We start from the raw sequence: 19,239 nt of genomic DNA on the forward strand, positions 1-19,239 counted from the left end.
GTCACCCTAGGGGGCTATGCGGCCGCGTTCTCGGCGGGCACGTTCAGCTTCGGTGCGGGCGCGTCCGGCGTCGCGGTCAGGCGGTGCCTGCGCGTGGGCAGGCCGAACGTCGGATGCGAGGTGGTCCACAGCGAGCCCTTGAGGATGCCCGACTTGATCCGTGCGGCCTTCCGGCCGCGCACGTACTTGGGCTTCGGCCGCGCTTGGTCGTCGACCGGCTGCAGGATGCCGTCCCGTCGGCCGAGGCTGATGTGGTTGAACGTGTAGGCCAGCTTGACCTTCGCGATCTTGCGGCCGGTCAGGTGTCCCACGATCGCCTTCAGCGCCTGCATGCCGGTGTAGCCCGCCGAAGCGCACGACATCGGCAACGGCCGGCCGTTGTCGCCGATCGCGTGGACGCTGTCGCCCACGGCGTAGACATTCGGGTGCGAGACGGACCGCATGGTGCGGTCGACGACGATCCGGCCGTGCTCGGTGACCTCCAGCCCGCCGGCGGCGGCGATGGGGTTCACCGCGAACCCGGCCGTCCACACGGTCGCGTCGGACGCCAGGACGGTGCCGTCGGCGCACAGCACCCGCGCGGCTTCGACGGCCTCGACGCTGGTGTGCTCCCAGACGGTGATGCCCAGTCGGTCGCAGGCCCGGCGCAGATGATCGCGGGCTCCGGCGGAGAGCCGGGCACCCAGCTCGCCGCGGGCGACCAGCGCCACCGACAGGCCGGGCCGGGACTCGGCGAGTTCGGTGGCGGTCTCGATGCCGGTCAGCCCGTCGCCGACGACCAGCACACTCCCGCCGCCTTGCACGTCGAGGCCGTCCAGGCGCTCGCGCAGGCGTAGCGCCGAGGGCCGGCCGGCGACGTCGAAGGCGTGCTCGGCCACGCCGGGAACGCCGTGGTCGGCGACGTGGCTGCCGAGCGCGTACACAAGCGTGTCGTAGCCGAGTTCGCCGCCGCCGTCGGCGTCGGCCACGGCGACTACCTGGCGTTCGGGATCGACGGCGGTGACCCGGGCCAGGCGCAGCCGTATCGCCGTGCCCGAGAAGACGTCGGCGAGCTGCGGGGCCGCTATCTCCTGGCCGGCCGCGAGCTGATGCCCCCGCAACCGCTGGACGAAGACGGGCGCGGCGTTGACCACGGTGATCTCGACATCCGCCGACGACAGCCGGCGTGCCAGGTTCCCGGCCACGTAGGCCCCGGCATAGCCGGCGCCGAGGACGACGATGCGGTGCTTCATGGGTCGCTCCTGTCGGTTCGCTTGCTCTCGGGGACTTGAGCGGGACAGCGCGCCGATTCCTGACAGGAGCGGCATGTGGCGTGCGTCACAGCCGATGCTGGCGCCTGCGGAGTCGGCGGAGGTTGCGCAGGCCCCACACACCGGCTGAGGCGGCGAACAGGCATGCGGTGATCAGCAACCAGCGCGGCAGGAAGATCGATCCGTCCAGCCCCGTGGAGCGGTCGAAGGTGTCGACGACCACGCGGAGGATCTCGGGCAGCCACACCAGCAGGAGCAACAGCGACAGGCAGGCCGGGAACCGCACGTAGTTGACGCCGGGGGCGGCCGGTCCGCGACTCACCGCCGAAGCAGCCTCCTGCGTGGTCCGGTCCCCGACGGAGTAGAGCGGGTACAGCACGAGGTCGTGGACGACCGCGGCGCCGACGAACCAGATCGCGACGCGGAGCGGCTCGTAGTCGAACAGCCGGATCGCGGCGTACGCGGCCAGGGCGAAGCAGCCCGCGAGGGCGAGCAGGTGCAGCGGACTCGCGCCGTACCAGCGGCGGAAGCGTGCCATGGTCACGTCCGGAAGGTGAGGCGGCCGACCCATTTGGTGTTGTGCACCCCCGGAGCCGCGGGGACGATCACGCGGGCCGGGTAGCCGTGGTCGGCGGACAGGTCGGCGCCGTTGACGCGCAGCGCGAGCAGCGAGCGCAGGTCGCGGACCTGGTTGCCGGCCAGGACCGTCGCCGTGAACGGCCCGCCGGTCTGCACCGATTGGACCAGCACCGCGCTGGGCCGCGGCACACCCGCCAGTTCCGCCAGGCGCAGCAGCGGCACGCCCGTCCAGTCCTGGTCGTCGGTGGACCAGCCCTCTACGCAGGCGATCGGCAGCGCGTGCGTCGACAAGGGCATCGCGAGCAGGTCCTCGCGGCTCAGGGTCTGCTCGGCCGGGCCGCCCGACAGGCGCAGCCGCCAGGCGGGTCCGATCTGTTCAGGCGTGATGCCGACGTACGCGGCGGTCTTGTTGATCTGGAAGCCGTTCGGGCCGGAGCCCGGTTCGCGGCCCCGGGGCGCGAGAAGCGCGGTTTCGCGCCACGCGCCTCCGATGCTCTGCCCGGCCGTCGTCGCGAGCAGCACCAGTGAACCCGTGCCGACCAGGGCGAGCGCGCCGCGCCGGGACATCGTCGGGGCGGCCGGGTCGGCGGCCACCAGCCCGTCCGGGTCGGGCGGTTCGGGCACGGTGTGGGCGGTGTCGGTCCGCAGCTCCGCGCGCAGACTGCGCGAACGCAGGGCCGACAGCATCCGGGGCGTCTTCAGGATCACGTGCGCGACGAACGCGCCGATGAACACCCATGCGCCGTACAGGTGCAGCCGGTAGAACGAGCCGGGAAACGCGTACCACAGCTGGATGTTCATGATGCCGGTGACGAACTCGAAGATCACGCCGCCGACCAGGAGCAGCAGCGACAGGCGCTCCAGTGCCTGCGCCGCCGACCGGGCGGGAGGCCAGGTGAACAGCTTCGGGATCACCGACCACAGCTTGGCCAGCAGCACCGGCACGAGAACGATGCCGAGCGTCACGTGGACGCCTTGGAGCAGCCGGTACAGCCAGTACGGCCGCGTGGGCCAGTCGAACAGGTAGAACCCGAGGATCCCCTTGTCTGGCGTCAGGTCGTTGACGGGATCGACATCGGGGTCGTAGGCCGCGTACGACAGCAGGCCCGTCACCATCAGCGTGGTGATCCCGAACAGGAGGACCAGGCCGAACACGGCGGTGAGCCACGGCCCGCGGATCGGGCTGCGCCAGAACCCGGGCCGGAACGGGCCCGGCGGCGGATGCGCGGCGAGCCGTTCCTGTCCCCGCACTGCCGGACCGGCGGCGGCGTGGACCGCCCGGCTGATCCGGCCCGGCTTCTGCTCCTCCGCGTCGTCCTCGGGCAAGCCGCGCCTCCTCCCGGGTCCGGCGATACCACTAAAGGATCACGCCGGTACCGCAACAGCCCGGCCGACATCCCCCACAGCACAACGCAGTTCACCCGAACGGCGGTACACGGCCGTGTGCCCGGCCTGCCACACCGGCGGCGTCATGGTCATGGACGACACGGCCGCCGCAGGGGGTCCCACGCCGCAACGCCGAATCGCGAGCCGGGGTCTGCCTCGATGGTCCGCTACTGGATGACCTCGTAGATCTCCTTGTAGCCGGATGTTGCGTTCCTGTTGAACGCGTCGATCAGCGACTGCGCGTCCGCATCCGGATTCACGAAGAACCCTCGCTCCATGGTGAAGTACTCGTCGAGGCTGTCGAATTCCCATTGGCCGACGACCGTGTCCATAGGGCCGGCGTAGTCGACGTAGATGCGCCGGTTCGTAAACCCGGCTTCTTCGAACACCGTGAAGAGGGCCTTGAACGCCGCCACGATCTCCGGCGCTTTCCCTCGTTCGGCTCTGTACACCTCGCGCATCATGTACACGGCGATCGCCTTTCCGTTGCAGGACCCAAATTCCATGGCCGGTGGCTGCTACCGCACCGGAGGAAGGCCGGTACGGCTGCCGCCGCCATCGTGGCAGTCGCCCTGCTGAGCGGCTTGTACGCCACGCGCAAACCGGTCGTAGAAGCATCAATTCCGCGTAACCGGGCATTCAGGGTTCCCTCCGCTTCTCCGCCAACTCCGGCTCCGCCGGCGAACACATGGCCGGCCACCAGGAGTTGATCAAGCGCGGCCTGGACGACGGGGTCTTCCTCCTGGTCGGCAGCCCGTGACGACCGCCGTCTCCGGACTGGGGCGCCGTGACCGGTGGGGCGCTTGGGTGTGCCCGGGGGCGCTTCAGGTGGCGCAGGCGTGTTCCTGCGGGGTGGAAAGAGGGTGGATCGGAATAATCTCGCTGTGCGTGTTGCGATCATGACGGCGGGTTCGCGAGGGGATGTGGCCCCGTTCACCGGGTTGGGTGCGGGGCTCGTGCGGAGGGGGTACGAGGTCACGCTCGTGACCCATGCCCGGTTCGAGCCGCTGGCGGCGGGGACGGGCATGCGGTTCCACGCCCTCCCGGTCGATCCGCAGGAGCAGTTGCGTTCGGAACGCGGGCGGGGGCTGCACCGCAGTGCCACCGGGCCGGGCAAGCTGATGCGGATGGTCGCGCTGGCCCGTGAGCTCGTCGGCGAGCTGACCGACGGGCTGGTCGGCGTCGCGCCCGGTCACGATGTGTTGCTGACGTCCACGTCTCTGGCGCCGGTGGTCTGTACGCTCGCCGAGGCGCTTCGGGTGCCCAGTGTCGGCGCGTACCTGCAACCGCTGCATCCCACACGGGTGTTCGCGCCACCGGTGGTGTCGGCTCGGTCGTTCGGCCCGGCCGTCAACCTCATGGCCGGGCACGCGGTCGACAGGGCGGTCGACCGCATCTTCACCGACGCGGCGCGCGACTTGCGCACGCGGTTGGGGTTGCCGCCGGTCGGGCTGGCCGCCTCGCGCCGGGAGCGTGAGCGTCGGCACTGGCCCGTGCGGTACGGGTTCAGCCCCACGATCGTGCCGCGCCCACGCGACTGGCGGCCGGGCCTCGACCCGGTGGGCTACTGGTGGACATACGACCAGCGCCGGCTGCCGGACGAAGTCGAGGACTTCCTCGCGTCCGGTCCCGCCCCGGCGTTCGTCGGCCTGGGCAGTGCCACCGTCCCCGACGCCGCCCGGGTGAGCGCCGAAGTCGTCGCGGCCCTGCGTGCGGCCGGCCTACGGGGCGTCATCCAGCAGGGATGGGCCGGTCTCGCGGCCGACGGCGACGACATGCTGACCGTGGACGACGTACCTCACCACCTGCTCTTCCCGCGCACGGCCGCGGTGGTCCACCACTGCGGGGCCGGTACGACCGCCGCCGGCCTGCGGGCCGGCGTCCCGGCCGTCCCCGTCCCCATCCAATTCGACGCCGGATTCTGGGCCCGCCGCCTCGTCCGACTCGGAATCGCCCCCTGCACTGTGCCGCTGCGCACGCTGACCGCCGATGCCCTGGCTCCGGCCCTTGCCGAGGCCACGCGCAATCCGAGTCACGTCGCCCGAGCCCGCGCCGTCGCCGCGCGGCTGGCCGCGGAGGACGCCATCACGCCTGTCGACTCCACCATCCGCCGTGTGGCGGGCCTCCCGGAGACACGCCGTCCGTCGAGCCGCTGACGCCGGTCACGACATCGTGAAACGCGAACCGCCGGTCGCTCTGGGGAGTCCTGCGCTCGGCGCGCCGGGCAGGAGACTGGCCACAGTGTTACAACTGGGACATGGCTTGGCGCCGTCGTCGATCGACGCGCTCGCCGTCTCCGAGCAGTATCGGGTCCGGGTCGCGCGGGGCGTCCTCGCGGCCCGGAGCCCCGAAGCGCCGGATGTGGGGGCTGCTGAGTCTCCGGAGCCTCGCCGGTCAGGTGTTCTGGCTGCAGGTGGCGGTGGTGGTGCTGCTGGCTGCCGCCGCGGCGGCGGCGTTGGTCGTGCAGGCTTACCGGGACAGCACCGACAAGGCACGCCACGAGGCGGTCGGTGTCGCCGAGGCGTTTGCGCAGGCGCCGGGGACGGCGGAGGCGATAGAGAGCCCTGATCCGACCGCCGCGCTGCAGCCCGCCGCCCTGCGCACCGTGGAGCGTACCGGCGTCGCCTACGTGGCGGTGTTCAACGCCGACGGCGTCCGGGTCGCGCACACCATCCCCGGCCGGATCGGTCTCCGCCTCGACATTCCCGCCGACGTGCGCCGGCGACTGGTCCAGGGCGAAACACTGGTCACAACGGTCTCGGCCACAGCCGGCCGGTCCATCGTCTCCACCACGCCGGTCTTCGCCTCGGACGGCCGCTTCGTCGGCGTCGTCGTCGCCGGGATCACCACCGGCCGCGTCGGCGACACCGTGAACCGGCAGCTGCCCCTGCTGCTGGGCGGCGCCGCCGTCGCGTTGACCCTCTCCGCGGGCGGAACCGCGCTGGTGAGCCGGCGGCTGCAGCGCCAGACACATGATCTCGGGCCGGCCGAGATCACGCGGATGTACGAGCACCATGACGCCGTCCTGCACGCGGTACGCGAAGGCGTGCTGATCACCGGGGCGGACGGGCGCGTGCTGCTCGCCAACGACGAGGCGCGCCGACTGCTCGACCTGCCGCCCGACGTCGAGCAGGGCGCCGTCGCGGACCTGCCCGTGGACCCCACGCTCGCCTCGCTGCTGGCCTCGGACCGGGTCGCCAACGACGAGGTGCACCTCGCGGGGGACCGGCTGCTGGCCGTCAACAAGCGGCCCACCGCGCCGTACGGGGGCCATGGAGGCAGCGTGGTGACGCTCCGCGACACCACCGAGTTGCGGGCGCTGGCCGGGCGCGCCGACATCGCCCGCGAGCGGCTCCGCCTGCTGTACGACGCGGGCGTTCGGATCGGCACCACGCTCGACGTCCACCGCACCGCCGAGGAGCTGGCGGGCGTGGCCGTGCCGCGCTTCGCCGAGACCGCCACCGTCGAGCTGCTGGAACCGGTGCTGCGGGGCGAGGAGCCGACCGGCACCGCCATGCGCCGCACCGCCCTGCGCGGCGGGCCGGACGACCACCCTCTGCGAGCGGTCGGCGAACCGTTCGATCTCACCCCCGGCACGCCGGTCGCCGCCGCCGTCGAGGACGGCCACGCCGTGCTCCACACCGACCTGGCCGCCGCCGACGGCCGGGGCCACGACCCGGAGCACGCCCGGCGGCTCGCCGAAACCGGATTCCACTCGCTGATCACTGTGCCGCTCCACGCCCGCGGCGTCGTACTGGGAGTGGCGACCTTCTGGCGACGTGCGGACGCCGAGCCGTACGACGAGGAAGACCGCGCGGTCGCCGAAGAGCTGGCCGCCCGCGCCGCGCTGTCCATCGACAACGCGCGCCGCTACACCCGCGAGCACACCCTCGCCGTCACCCTCCAGCGCAGCCTCCTGCCACGCGAACTGCCCGACCAGGACGCGCTTGAGGTCGCCTACCGCTACCTGCCGGCCCAAGCCGGCGTCGGCGGCGACTGGTTCGACGTCATCCCGCTGCCCGGAGCCCGGGTCGCGCTGGTCGTCGGCGACGTCGTCGGCCACGGCCTGCACGCGGCCGCCACCATGGGGCGGCTTCGCACCGCCGCCCACAACTTCTCCACGCTCGACCTGCCGCCCGAGGAACTCATCGGCCGCCTGGACGAAGTGGTCACCCGCATCGACCAGGAGCAGGAGGACACGATCGCGCAGATCACCGGCGCGACGTGCCTGTACGCGATCTACGACCCGGTGATCGGCCGGGTCACCCTGGCACGGGCCGGACACCCCGGGCCCGCGATCGTGCTGCCCGACGGCAGCGTCACCTTCCCCGAGATCCCCGGGTCCCCGCCCTTGGGCCTGGCAGGCAACCAGCCGCTCGAATCCACCGAACTGGACCTGCCCGAAGGCTCGCGGCTCGTACTGTTCACAGACGGCCTGGTCGAGCACCGCGGCTCGGACATCGACGCCGGATTCCAGCGGCTGCGCACGGCACTGGCCGCCGGGGGGACCGAACGCACCCCCGAGCAGACGTGCACGGCGGTCATGGACGCGATGCTGCCTGAACACCCGAGCGACGACATCGCGCTCCTGGTGGCCCGGACCCGGCTCCTCCCACCCGACCACGTCGCCACCTGGGACGTGCCCTCGGACCCCCAGGAGGTAGCCCGTGTCCGCGCGGCGTGCACCGGCAGGCTGCAGGCATGGGGACTGGACGAGATCGCCTTCACCACCGAGCTCATCCTCAGCGAGCTCATCACCAACGCCATCCGGTACGCGACCCAGCCCATCCAGGTGCGGCTGCTGCACGACCACGCCCTGACCTGCGAAGTCTCGGACGGCAGCAGCACTTCGCCGCACCTGCGCCGCGCCGCAGCGACCGACGAGGGCGGGCGCGGCCTGTTCCTGGTCGCGCAGTTCGCGGACCGATGGGGCACCCGCTACACCGCGCGCGGCAAGGTCATCTGGTGCGAACAACAGTCCCTCCGCCCCGCAGACCGGCCCGACGACATCGACCCCGACGCCCTCCTCGCCGCATGGGACGACGATGAGCTTTGAGCGCGGACACTGAGCGGTGCCCGACGCCGACGGCTCGGCCCTCGAACCGCGCGCGTTCGCGGCCCGGGCATCGGTGGAGTTCTCCGTCTCACCGGCGCCCGCATTGAAGAGATGCTGGAGGTCGGCCACCGCAGCATGTGTGTGGCTGCCCGAGCTCGGCGGCGAAGTCGACCCGGAGATTGCTGCGCATGACGAACTGATGGTGTTGCTGGGTGACTTGGCCAAGCGCGAGGTCGTCCGTGCTCGGATCCGGGCGCGGATGACGATGACCCTGCAGGCCCCGGACCAAGGCCGCTGTCTCGGCGGGCGGCCGCCGTACGGCTATCGGCTTGTGGACGCAGGGCCGCATGCGACTCGTGGGCTCGCGCGCCGCGGGGTTCGCCTCCCATGCTTGGACGTCGACCCGATGAACGGCGGTCCCGTGTCAGGGCGCCAGCACGATTTTGATGGCGCCGGCGGTCGGGTCGGCGGCGCGGCTGAATGCTTCGGCGGCGTCGTCGAGGCCGAACCGGTGGGTGACCAGCACGTCGGGCAGGTGCGGGACGTCGCGGAGGACTTCGGCGGCGGCGGCGAACTCCTCGGTGCCGTGGTGGTGTCCGTAGGTGAACGCCGGGACGATGCCGATCTCCTTCATCTGCACTGTCACGCTCATGGACACCGGTGTCCAGAAGGATCCGAGGAGGACCAGCGTGCCGCCGGGCCGGGCGTGTTCGACGGCCAGGTCGAAGGACGCCTGCACGCCGGCGGCGTCGATGACGACGTCGTACTCGCCCTGCGCCCCGATCCGCGCGCCGAGCGCCTCGCCGGCTTCGGCGCGGTAGCGCTGCGGCTCGGTCAGCGTCACCTCCGCGCCCGCGTGTTGCGCGCAGGCGACCGCGCACAGCCCGATCGGGCCGCCGCCGACGACCAGGACGCGGCGCTCGGCGACCGGCCCCGCGCGGTTGACGCCGTGCAGGGCGACGGCCAGCGCTTCCACCAGGGCCGCGTCGCGGACGTCGACGCCGTCCGGCAGCGTGAAGACCATGGCCGAGTCGACCAGCACGCGGTCGGCCATGCCGCCGTCCAGGGTGACGCCGTACATGCGTTCGCCGCGGGGCCTTCGCCGCCGAACTCCACGCCTGCCGGCTCGACTCCGCCCGCCCCCGTCGCGGTGAACCGATCCACGTACGCCCCCTTGCTGTTCCGGTGGCTGTTGCGATCGTTGCGCGACCAGAACGTCGGAGCCGGCGCGAGAGGTCAACCTGCATGGCCGACAGCGGAGCGGTGAAGGAAACAGCCTGAAATTCGGCGGATTTCGTCACCCGCTGATGCCTCTGGCCGCGCCATGACCCCTGCGGTACGAATGCCGCGCGACGAGCGGAACGACGGCTTCACCCTGCGACTGCGGGCGGTACACCGTGCAGGCGTGGAGCGGCTCGATCGCGGCGGCCACCGTCCAGGGCCGTGGCACGCGGCGCCCCTGTTCCGGGCCGCCGCGGTGTCGACCTGCCCGCCTGCGTCCCCCAGGAGGACGACGTGTCCAGCAGAGGCCGCGTACCGCGCCCACCTCGCCCCCGAACCCCTGCCCGCACCCTCGGCCGCATCGTGGTCGCCGCCGCTCTCGCGGTCACCGCGCTGTCGGCCGCGCCGAAAGCTCAAGCCGCCGGGCGGTACGAGCGCCCGAGCCCGTCGGCGTACGCGCTGACCGACCGCGGCCTCGTGCACGGCACCGTCGCCGACGGTCACCGCGCCTTCCAGGGCATCCCGTACGCCGCCCCGCCCGTCGGCGACCTGCGCTGGCGCCCGCCGCAGCCGGCCGCTCGCTGGACCGGCGTACGCGAAGCCACCCAACCGGGCAACACCTGCACCCAGTACGCCGCAGGCGGCATGGGGGCGCCGTTCGGCAGCGAGGACTGCCTCTACCTCAACGTCACCACACCCGTGGACGCCAAGGGCCGTGCCCCGCACGGGCGTCCGGTCATCGTGTGGATCCACGGCGGCAGCTTCCTCTACGGCAGCGCCTCCGAACTGCCAGCCACCCGCCTCGCCGCCCGAGGCGACGCCGTCGTCGTCTCGGTCAACTACCGGCTCGGCGCCTTCGGGTTCCTCGCCCACCCCGCCCTCGGCAACCCCGGCAGCGCGTCCGGCAATTACGGCCTGATGGACCAGCAGGCCGCGCTGCGCTGGGTCCGCGCCAACGCCGCCTTCTTCGGCGGCAACCCCGGCAATGTCACCATCATGGGCGAGTCCGCCGGCGGCATCAGCGTCTGCGGACAACTGATCTCGCCTGCGGCGCGCGGCCTGTTCGACAAGGCCATCGAGCAATCGGGCGCCTGCCACGACCCGTTCACCACCCAGGCCGCCGCCGAGCAGACCGGCAGGGAGACCGCAGCCGCACTCGGCTGCTCCGACCCGGCGTCCGCCGCCGCGTGCCTGCGCGCCGCTCCGGCCGCGGCCATCGCCGCGCAGGGCGCCTTTCCCGACGGACGCTGGGCCCCCGCCGTGGGCGGCACGCTGCTGCCCCGCCAGCCGCAGGAAGCCATCTCCCAGGGCACGTGGAACCGCGTACCGGTCGTACTCGGCGCCACCAAAGACGAGATGAACCTGTGGGGCGCCCTGTCCTACGACGGTGCCGGACGCCCCATCACCGCCGAGCAGTACCCGCAGATGGTCCGCGCCCTGTACGGCGCCGACGCCGACCAGGTCCTCGCCAGGTACCCGCTCAGCTCCTACCGGACGCCCACCCTCGCGTTCTTCGCGGCCCAGAGCGACTGCGGCGGCCCGCTGTCGTGGTGCAAGACGCTCGATACCGCCCGCACGTACACCTACCAGGGCCGCACCCCTGTCTACGTCTACGAGTTCGCCGACGAGAACGCCCCCTCCTACCTCCCCGGCCTGGAAGGCTACGGCGCCACCCACACCACCGAACTCGGCTACCTGCTCGACGCCGGTGTCACCCTCACCCCCCAGCAGACCGCTCTCAGCGACCGGATGATCCGCTACTGGACCCGCTTCGCAGCCACGGGCCAACCCAACGCCCCCGGCCAGCCGTGCTGGCCCCGCTACCGCGACCCGGCCGACGTCCTCGCCCTCGCTCCCGGCCCGGGCGGCATCCGCACCGTCGACGCCGCCACCGAACACCACTACCCCTTCTGGCAGGCCCTCGGCCGCGCCTGACACCAGGACATCTGGACACCAGGACACCAGGACACGGTGGCCGCCGCCCCGGCGGCGGCCACCCATCTCTCGGCTTGGGCACTCGCGGGAGCCCTGGCCGTGCGCGACTGTGTCGTCCCAGACGTCGGTCCCGCTGCCCCCCACGGGGGCGCGGGCGCGCCGGGGGGGCGAGTCGACCACGATGGTGACCTTCCACGTCCTGGTGGTGGACGGGCACTTGGCGCCGGACGTGACGGGCTTGCACACCGCCTGCGCCGTGATGGTGCCCGTTCCGGGCTCCTGGATCCTGAAGGCCGCGGTGGCGCCGCCGTTAGGGGACGTGCTGCCGGCGGTGCGCTCCAGCACGCCCGAGTCGGAGGCTGAGGGAACCCGCCAGGTCCACTTGAGGCCCTGGTCCTGCTTCGGGGTGAGCGTCACCTTGACCGTGTCGCCCGGCGCGGCCGGAACGGTCTTCCCGCTGTCGGCGTTGGTCAGGGTCACGGTCGTGGCGGACGCCGGGGTGTAGGCGCCGACGCCGACGCCGAACACGACGGCGGCGCTCAGGGACAGGCCTGCGCGGCCGAGACGAGATGCAGTCATGCACGGTTCCAACGACGAAGACCGACCTGCGGCACGTCCCGACCGGCCGACCCGCCACACCGTCACACGACCGGACCAACGCGGCACCGCCCACCGCGACAAGCAGTTCCCAACTCGCAACGCCCTCTGGTTCGGTACTTACAGGTTCAGACGCTTGTGCTGCGGCGTTCGAGGAGGATGACGTCGCGCCAGACTCCGTGGTGTTGGCCGATGCGTTCGCGGGTGCCGATGGTGCGGAAGCCGGCTGCGTGGTGGAGGGCGAGGCTGGCGGTGTTCTCGGGGAAGATGCCGGACTGGACGGTCCAGATGCCGGCGGCTTCGGTGGAGTCGATGAGGGCGTCGAGGAGGGCTCGGCCGATGCCGCGGCCCTGCGCGTCGGGGCTTACGTAGACGGAGTGTTCGACGACGCCGGCGTAGACGCAACGGTCCGAGACGGCGGTGGCAGTGACCCAACCGAGGACGCGACCGTCGGGGTCGAGGGCGACGCGGCGGTGGCCGGAGAGCTTGGACGTGTCGAAGGCGTCCCAGGTGGGGGCGGTGGTCTCGAAGGTGGCGTTGCCGGTGTCGATGCCTGCCTGGTAGATCGCGAGGACCTGGTCGGCGTGATCGGGGCGCATGGCCGTGAGGGTGAAGGCCGTTGCGGGGCGGGTGGGCGCGGTCACGCTCCCTCCGGGCGGTGGGCGCGGACGATGACCGCGGTGAGGCCGGGGCCGGCCTGGTGGGTGGGTTTGATGGTGATGCCCACGAGCCCTGCGGCTTCGAGGTGGGCGGTGTATTCGTCGGGGGTGACGGCGGTGGTGCCGCAGCCGGTGGGGTCGATGTCGAGGGTCCGGGTGGCGTCGCTGTCGGCGATGAGGTCGCTGATGCCGAGGTGGCCGCCGGGCTTGAGGACGCGGGCGATCTCGCGGAAGACGCGCGGCTTGTCGGTGGACAGGGTGATGACGCAGTTGGAGATCACGACGTCGACGGAGGCGTCGGGGAGCGGGATGTCCTCGATGCGGCCCTTGAGGAACTCGGCGTTGGCGGCGCCTGCTTCGGCGGCGTGGCGGCGGGCGAGGCCGAGCATCTCGTCGGTCATGTCCAGGCCGATGGCGCGTCCGGTGGGGCCGACACGCTTGGCGGACAGCAGGACGTCGATGCCGCCGCCGGAGCCGAGGTCGAGGACGGTGTCGCCCTCGTGGAGGTCGGCGACGGCGAGCGGGTTGCCGCAGCCCAGGCTGGCCTGGGCTGCGCCGATCGGGAGGGCCTCCATGGCTTCGGTTCCGTCGTACAGCTGGGAGCCGAACACCGGGGTGGCGCACGGGTCGATCAACGTCTCGCCGCCCGCGGCCCGGGTGGCGGCGCTCGCGTAGCGGTCGCGTACGCGCTCGACGACATCGGACGTGGTGGTCGGGTTGTTGTCGCTCATGTCGGTTCCTCGCAGGGGACGGACGCCGGGTCGGGGGCGGGGTGGCCCATGACGGCGTCGGCGGCGCTGGGGAAGCAGGACAGGCAGTTCTCGTTGGCGCGGTAGTACGTCGAGGTGCCGCGCCGTTCGGCGAGCACGAAGCGCACCTCGGCGAGCAGCTTGAGGTGGTGTGAGACGGTCGACTGGCCGACCTCGGAGCGTTCGACGATCTCGCCGACGCTCATCGGCCGGCGCTCGACCGCAAGCAGGTTGACCAGCCGCACCCGGGTCGGGTCGGCGAGCGCCTTGAACCAGGAGGCGTAGGTCGTGGCCGTGGCCGCGTCGAGGAGGCTCGGCGATACAGTGCGCTTATTCATCGTTAATCGACGATAGTCGATCCTAGGTGCCGACACCAGGGTAAAACGACGAGCGCATCGCGGATCTGCAGACCGTCCGCACCGCGCTGATCTGCCTGGTCGGCGTCGGCGTGATCATGTACGCGCCGCGCGGCAGCTGATCCATACCGGCAAGCTCGCGGACTCAGGTCGTCGGGTTCGGCTCGTCCGGGCATGAGCGGCGTTGCCCGTCCGTTCGGTGATCTACCAAGTCTTTGCCGTCGCATGCGCGGACCGTCGAGTTGTCCGCTTGTAGGTGCGTCCGTACCGCTGGAAGCATTCGCCTCGCACGCGCACGAACTTCTCACCTGCTCCTCCCGATCGCACGCGTTCCATCAGTGCACACCGATACTCGGGGAGATCGCGTATGAAGTCGGCTCGTATCCGGGCGGCCATCGCCGCCGGGGCGGCGACCGCGGCAGTCGCGGCGTCGCTGACCGTCCTCGGCGGAGGGTCAGCGCAGGCGCAGCCCTTCACCTACAAGTCCTTGAACCCCGTTCAGCAGCGGCACTTATCCGGCCTGGCAACGTCGATCCTCAACGGCGACGACGACGCCGGCAAGGCCCGCGCCGCCGCGCCGTTCGCGGCGGGCAATGCGGCCGAGCCGTACCGGCCGTCAGGCAACGGGTGTTCGTCTCGGCTCGCGGACAACGTCAAGGTCAACCAGAACTGCCTCAACGTGTCCGACAGCGATCTGCAAGGCCGGGGTCAAGCGCAGAACGAGACCTGGACGGCCGTCGACCCCAACGATCCACGGCACCTGATCGCCAGCTACAACGACTACCGGCGCGGCGACGGGACGTGCGGCGTCTCGTACTCCCTTGACGGCGGCCGTACTTGGGCCGACTCGACGACGCCCAACGGCTTCACCCGGGGCGGCGGCTTCGGTGGCAACGCCCGCGAGTACTGGCAGAGCGGCGGCGACACATCGGTCGCGTACGACTCCAAGGGCAACGCGTACCTGTCGTGCCAGATGTTCAACCGCGGCGGCGCGACGTCCGGGAATCCGGACGCCTCCAGCGCGTTCTACATCTACCGGTCCACCGGCACCGCGGGCGCGTCCTGGAACTTCACGGGGCACCCCGTGGCCGAGATCCCGGACCTGCCCGGCACCGGCGGGGCGCTGCTCGACAAGCAGCTGATGGCCGTCGACAACAACGCGCGCAGCCGGTTCGCCGACCGCGTGTACGTGTCGTGGACGACCTTTGCGGCCGACGGCACCGGCTACATCTACGAGGCGTACTCCGCCGACTACGGCCAGACTTTCAGCGCGCCGGTGCTGGTCAGCCGCGACAGCGCCGCGTGCACCAACACCTTCGGGCTGCCCACGCCGCAGGGCAAGTGCAACGAGAACCAGGATTCGCAGCCGTTCGTCGGCGCCGACGGCATGCTGTACGTGGTCTACAACAACTTCAACAACACGGTGACCGGCAACGACAACCGCAACCAGGTCATGCTCGCGCGCTCGACCGACGGCGGCGCGACGTTCTCGGACCCGGTCAAGGTCGGCGACTACTACGACCTGCCCGACTGCCTGACCTACCAGGGCGCCGACGCGGGACGGGCCTGCCTGCCGGAGAAGGGCACGTCGACCAACTCGATCTTCCGTGCCGGCAACGCGCCCGCAGCGGCCGCCGACCCGCGTGACCCGTCGCGCGTGGTCGTGACGTACGGCTCCTACGTCAACCGCAACTCCAACGAGGCGAACGGCTGCACCCCGGCCGGGTTCTCCGCGACCACCGGGATCAACCTGTACGACGGCGTCAAGAACGGCGGCTGCAACAACGACATCGTCATGTCGGTGTCGACGGACGGCGGACGCAGCTTCGCCGGCACGAACACCGATGTGCGCCGGCTGCCGTCGGTCGGAGCCGGCGGCCAGGGCCGCAGCGACCAGTTCTGGCAGGGCGCCGCGTTCACCCCGCGCGGCACGCTCGTCGTCAGCTACTACGACCGCCAGTACGGGGACGACGCCACCACCGGCTACTCCGACATCACCGTCTCGGCGGCGTCCGGGCGCGACCTGACCCGGTTCTCGGACACGCGCGCGACCAGCAGCAGCATGCCTCCGCCCACGCAGTTCAGCGGAACGTTCTACGGCGACTACGCGGGCCTCGCGGTCACCAACGACACCGCGTACCCCGTCTGGTCGGACACGCGCACCGTCGACCGGTTCCTCTGCCCGGGCACCGGGACGCCGGGCAATCCGCCGAAGGTGTGCACCGGTTCGGCGCCGAACGCCCCGGTGGCCAACGACGAGGAGATCTTCACGAACGGCGTCGACATCCCCGGCCGCTGACCGGCGAACTGACGACCCGTGATGCCCACGGGCCGGCTACCTGCTGCGCGACATGACGGTGGTCCGGCGGCGAGTGTGCCGCCGGGCCGCCGGCCACCGCGACCCAAGAGCGTGCGTATGAACGTCAGTTCTGCGTAAATCTTCGCGCACACCCGACCGTCTCACCGCACGACCTCTTGTCCGCGGCCAACACCAGGGCCACACTCACCAATTGCGAACACGCGTGCACCATGCGCGAACGTCCTTCTCCCCTGCCTCCCGGGTGATCCCCGGATGCCGAAAGGATGTTCAGTGTCACGCTCCATATCCCGGCCTGGCCGGTTCGCCGCGCTCGCGGCGATGCTCGCAACCGTCCCCGCCTTCTGGCTCGGCGTCCCCACGGCTTCGGCCGCGCCGAGTGCCGCCGCCGACACGGTGGTTCAGCAGGCGGCCGACTCGGGTGCCGAAGTGCACCACGACACCTCGCCCCCGCTCCGCAACATGCGGGCCACGCCCGACTCCAATCCGGGCAAGCACAAGGGTCGCGACCACGACGACGACGAGGACCGGCTGCCCCACCCGCCGCCCGCACGGATCCCGGACCCGGTCGTGCAGCACGAGGTCGGCGGCGCGGGCGCCCCGGCCGTCGGGCTCGGGTTCGAGGGCATCGGCTCGGGCAACTACTCGATCTCCGGCGTGCCGCCGGACCCGAACGCCTCCGTCGGGTCCACGCAGATCGTCGAGGTCGTCAACACCGCGTACGCGGTGTACTCGAAGACGGGCGCCACGCTGCTCGCGCCGACCAACACCAGCACCCTGTGGTCCGGATTCGGCGGCTCGTGCCAGACCGCCAACGACGGCGACGCGACCGTGCGTTGGGACACCCTGGCGAACCGCTGGGTGATCCAGCAGTTCGCCAACGTGACCTCGAGCTCCGGCCCGTACTACGAGTGCGTGGCCGTCTCGACCAGCGCCGACGCGACCGGGAGCTACAACCGCTACTCGTTCCAGTTCACCAACTTCCCCGACTACCCGAAGCTTTCGGTGTGGCCGGACGCGTACTACACCAGCTACAACATGTTCACGCCGTCCGGAACCTTCATCAACGCGGAAGTCTGCGCGATGAACCGGGCGAACATGCTGGCCGGCACCACCGCCACGCAGCAGTGCTTCACGACGTCCTCGTCGTACGGCGGCCTGCTGGGCTCCGACCTGGACGGCTCCACCGCTCCTCCGGCCGGCCGGCCGGCGCTCTTCGTCTCCCTGGGGACGACCGCCACGACGCTGGCCTACTGGAAGTTCCACGTCGACTGGGCGACCCCGGCGAACTCCACCTGGACCGGCCCGACGGCCCTGACCGTCGCCGCGTACACCACCGCGTGCGGAACCAGCGGCACGTGCATCCCGCAGGGCGGCACCACACAGCAACTCGACTCGCTGTCCGACCGGGTGATGTACCGGCTGGCGTACCGCAACTACGGCGACCACGAATCGGTCGTGGTCAACAACTCGGTCACGGCCGGAAGTTCGGTCGGCGCACGCTGGTACGAGTTGCGGCTGGCTTCGGACGGTTCCCCGTCCGTGTTCCAGCAGGGCACTTACGCCCCGGACTCCACGTTCCGCTGGATGGGCTCCATCGCGCAGGACAAGGCCGGCAACATCGCGTTGGGTTACTCGCAGTCGTCCAGCAGCACCAACCCGTCGATCCGGTTCACCGGGCGACTGGCCGGGGACTCGCCGGGCACCATGACGCAGGGCGAGACGACCGCGGTGACCGGCGGCGGATCGCAGACGTCGTACAGCCGCTGGGGCGACTACACCTCGATGGCGATCGACCCCGCGGACGACTGCACCTTCTGGTACACCGACGAGTACATCCCCACCAACGGCAACTTCAACTGGCGCACCCGCATCTCGTCGTTCACCCTGCCGGGCTGCGTGACGAGCACCAACGACTTCTCGATGACGCTCAGCCCGACGTCGGCCAGTGTCACCGCCGGTTCGCCGGCGACGAGCACCGTGTCGACGGCGGTGACCGCCGGTAGCGCGCAGACCGTCAACCTGTCGGCGTCCGGCCTGCCGGCCGGCGCGACCGCGTCGTTCAGCCCGGCCTCGGTCACGGCGGGCGGCTCGTCCACGATGACCGTCAGCACCTCGGCGTCCACCCCGCCGGGCGCGTACACGGTGACCGTCACCGGCACCGGGGCGTCCGCGACCCACACGGCCACCTTCGGGCTGACCGTCACCGGAACCGGCGGCGGAGGCATCACCAACGGCGACTTCGAGACCGGGAACCTGTCCGGCTGGACGGGGACCGGCCCGGCGACCGGTGTGAGCAACAGCGGTGCGCACGGCGGGACTTACGCCGCGCTGATCGGGTCGACGTCGCCGACCAACGGCGACTCGTCGATCGCCCAGACCTTCACCGTGCCCACCGGCAACAACACGCTGACCTTCTACTACAACGTGACGTGCCCGGACACCGTGACCTACGACTGGGCGACCGCCACGCTGAAGGACAACACCACCGGCACGACCACCACCCCGCTGGCCAAGACCTGCGTGGCCAGTTCCGGGTGGAAGCCGGTCACCGCCTCGGTCGTCGCCGGGCACTCGTACACGCTCACCGTGTCCAGCCACGACGACAACTACGCCGGCGACGCCACCTACACCAAGGTCGACGACGTCGCGCTGTCGACGGTCACCGGCGGCGGTGTCACGAACGGCGGCTTCGAGACCGGCAGCCTGTCCGGCTGGACGGGGACCGGCCCGGCGACCGGCGTGAGCAACAGCGGTGCGCACGGCGGGACTTACGCCGCGCTGATCGGGTCGACGTCGCCGACCAACGGCGACTCGTCGGTCGCGCAGACCTTCACGGCGCCCGTCGGCACCGCGACCCTGTCCTTCTACTACAACGTGACGTGCCCGGACACCGTGACCTACGACTGGGCGACGGCCACGTTGAAGGACAACACCACCGGGACGACCACGACGGTCCTGGCGAAGACGTGTGTCGCCAGCTCCGGCTGGACCCCGGTCAACGCCTCGATCACGGCGGGGCATTCGTACACGCTCACGGTGAGCAGCCACGATGACAACTACACCGGCGACGCCACCTACACCAAGGTCGACGATGTCACGCTGACCTGAGTCACACCGCCCAGGGGCTGTGC

Annotated in this window: 14 protein-coding genes and 1 pseudogene; 7 read left to right on the forward strand and 8 right to left on the reverse strand. The window is 71.3% G+C overall.

Going from position 1 to position 19,239, the window contains the following annotated elements:
• Positions 1 to 14 precede the first annotated feature (14 nt).
• The 4 genes from QI554_RS28690 to QI554_RS28705 all read right to left on the reverse strand — a co-directional run bounded on the left by QI554_RS28690 (position 15) and on the right by QI554_RS28705 (position 3,685).
• On the reverse strand, positions 15 to 1,232 hold the full coding sequence (locus QI554_RS28690; RefSeq protein WP_281473796.1) for an NAD(P)/FAD-dependent oxidoreductase: 1,218 nt from the start codon (positions 1,230 to 1,232) through the stop codon (positions 15 to 17).
• An 85-nt stretch (positions 1,233 to 1,317) separates the two neighbouring features.
• Positions 1,318 to 1,788 (reverse strand): hypothetical protein, encoded by a 471-nt coding sequence (locus QI554_RS28695; protein ID WP_281473956.1) that lies wholly within the window; start codon positions 1,786 to 1,788, stop codon positions 1,318 to 1,320.
• A gap of 2 nt (positions 1,789 to 1,790) precedes the next feature.
• Positions 1,791 to 3,080: a molybdopterin-dependent oxidoreductase gene (locus tag QI554_RS28700; protein WP_281473957.1), complete on the reverse strand. Its 1,290-nt coding sequence runs from the start codon at positions 3,078 to 3,080 to the stop codon at positions 1,791 to 1,793.
• Between the two features lie 302 nt (positions 3,081 to 3,382).
• Positions 3,383 to 3,685 (reverse strand): hypothetical protein, encoded by a 303-nt coding sequence (locus tag QI554_RS28705; RefSeq protein WP_281473797.1) that lies wholly within the window; start codon positions 3,683 to 3,685, stop codon positions 3,383 to 3,385.
• 324 nt (positions 3,686 to 4,009) lie between these two features.
• On the opposite strand from QI554_RS28705, the pseudogene QI554_RS43615 reads away from it, so the two are divergent.
• The 3 genes and pseudogenes from QI554_RS43615 to QI554_RS28715 form a co-directional block, all read left to right on the forward strand.
• Positions 4,010 to 4,474 (forward strand): annotated as a pseudogene (locus QI554_RS43615) (glycosyltransferase); the annotation flags it as partial.
• On the forward strand, positions 4,475 to 5,371 hold the full coding sequence (locus QI554_RS28710) for a glycosyltransferase (protein WP_425528073.1): 897 nt from the start codon (positions 4,475 to 4,477) through the stop codon (positions 5,369 to 5,371). It begins immediately after the preceding pseudogene.
• Positions 5,372 to 5,574: 203 nt separating this feature from the next.
• Entirely contained in the window at positions 5,575 to 8,271 is a 2,697-nt protein-coding gene (locus QI554_RS28715) for a SpoIIE family protein phosphatase (protein WP_281473799.1), read from the forward strand.
• Between the two features lie 424 nt (positions 8,272 to 8,695).
• Here QI554_RS28715 and QI554_RS28720 read toward each other — a convergent pair whose 3' ends face one another.
• Entirely contained in the window at positions 8,696 to 9,352 is a 657-nt protein-coding gene (locus tag QI554_RS28720; protein WP_281473801.1) for a zinc-binding dehydrogenase, read from the reverse strand.
• Positions 9,353 to 9,786: 434 nt separating this feature from the next.
• On the opposite strand from QI554_RS28720, the gene QI554_RS28725 reads away from it, so the two are divergent.
• A complete protein-coding gene (locus QI554_RS28725; RefSeq protein ID WP_281473803.1) occupies positions 9,787 to 11,427 on the forward strand; it encodes a carboxylesterase/lipase family protein in 1,641 nt (546 codons plus the stop codon).
• 181 nt (positions 11,428 to 11,608) lie between these two features.
• Positions 11,609 to 11,932 (forward strand): hypothetical protein, encoded by a 324-nt coding sequence (locus tag QI554_RS28730; protein WP_281473804.1) that lies wholly within the window; start codon positions 11,609 to 11,611, stop codon positions 11,930 to 11,932.
• Between the two features lie 220 nt (positions 11,933 to 12,152).
• Here the strand turns inward: QI554_RS28730 and QI554_RS28735 are convergent, their stop codons facing one another.
• From QI554_RS28735 to QI554_RS28745, 3 genes are read right to left on the reverse strand one after another with little or no spacing between them, the layout of a single operon-like run.
• On the reverse strand, positions 12,153 to 12,623 hold the full coding sequence (locus QI554_RS28735) for a GNAT family N-acetyltransferase (protein ID WP_281473805.1): 471 nt from the start codon (positions 12,621 to 12,623) through the stop codon (positions 12,153 to 12,155).
• A gap of 41 nt (positions 12,624 to 12,664) precedes the next feature.
• Positions 12,665 to 13,414 (reverse strand): methyltransferase domain-containing protein, encoded by a 750-nt coding sequence (locus QI554_RS28740; protein WP_281473807.1) that lies wholly within the window; start codon positions 13,412 to 13,414, stop codon positions 12,665 to 12,667.
• Complete coding sequence (locus QI554_RS28745; RefSeq protein ID WP_281473808.1) at positions 13,411 to 13,770, reverse strand: ArsR/SmtB family transcription factor; 360 nt, start codon at positions 13,768 to 13,770, stop codon at positions 13,411 to 13,413. Before QI554_RS28745 ends, QI554_RS28740 begins: the two co-directional genes overlap by 4 nt.
• Positions 13,771 to 14,155: 385 nt before the next feature.
• Between QI554_RS28745 and QI554_RS28750 the strand changes: the two genes are divergently transcribed.
• Both QI554_RS28750 and QI554_RS28755 read left to right on the forward strand, forming a co-directional pair.
• Positions 14,156 to 16,087 carry a sialidase family protein gene (locus QI554_RS28750; RefSeq protein ID WP_281473809.1) on the forward strand — a complete coding sequence of 644 codons (1,932 nt, stop codon included), beginning with the start codon at positions 14,156 to 14,158 and terminating at the stop codon, positions 16,085 to 16,087.
• 291 nt (positions 16,088 to 16,378) lie between these two features.
• A complete protein-coding gene (locus QI554_RS28755) occupies positions 16,379 to 19,216 on the forward strand; it encodes a hypothetical protein (RefSeq protein ID WP_281473810.1) in 2,838 nt (945 codons plus the stop codon).
• Positions 19,217 to 19,239: the final 23 nt, after the last annotated feature.

The sequence above is a fragment of the Yinghuangia seranimata genome (assembly GCF_029953285.1).
In the GTDB taxonomy this organism is placed as follows: Bacteria; Actinomycetota; Actinomycetes; order Streptomycetales; family Streptomycetaceae; genus Yinghuangia; species Yinghuangia seranimata.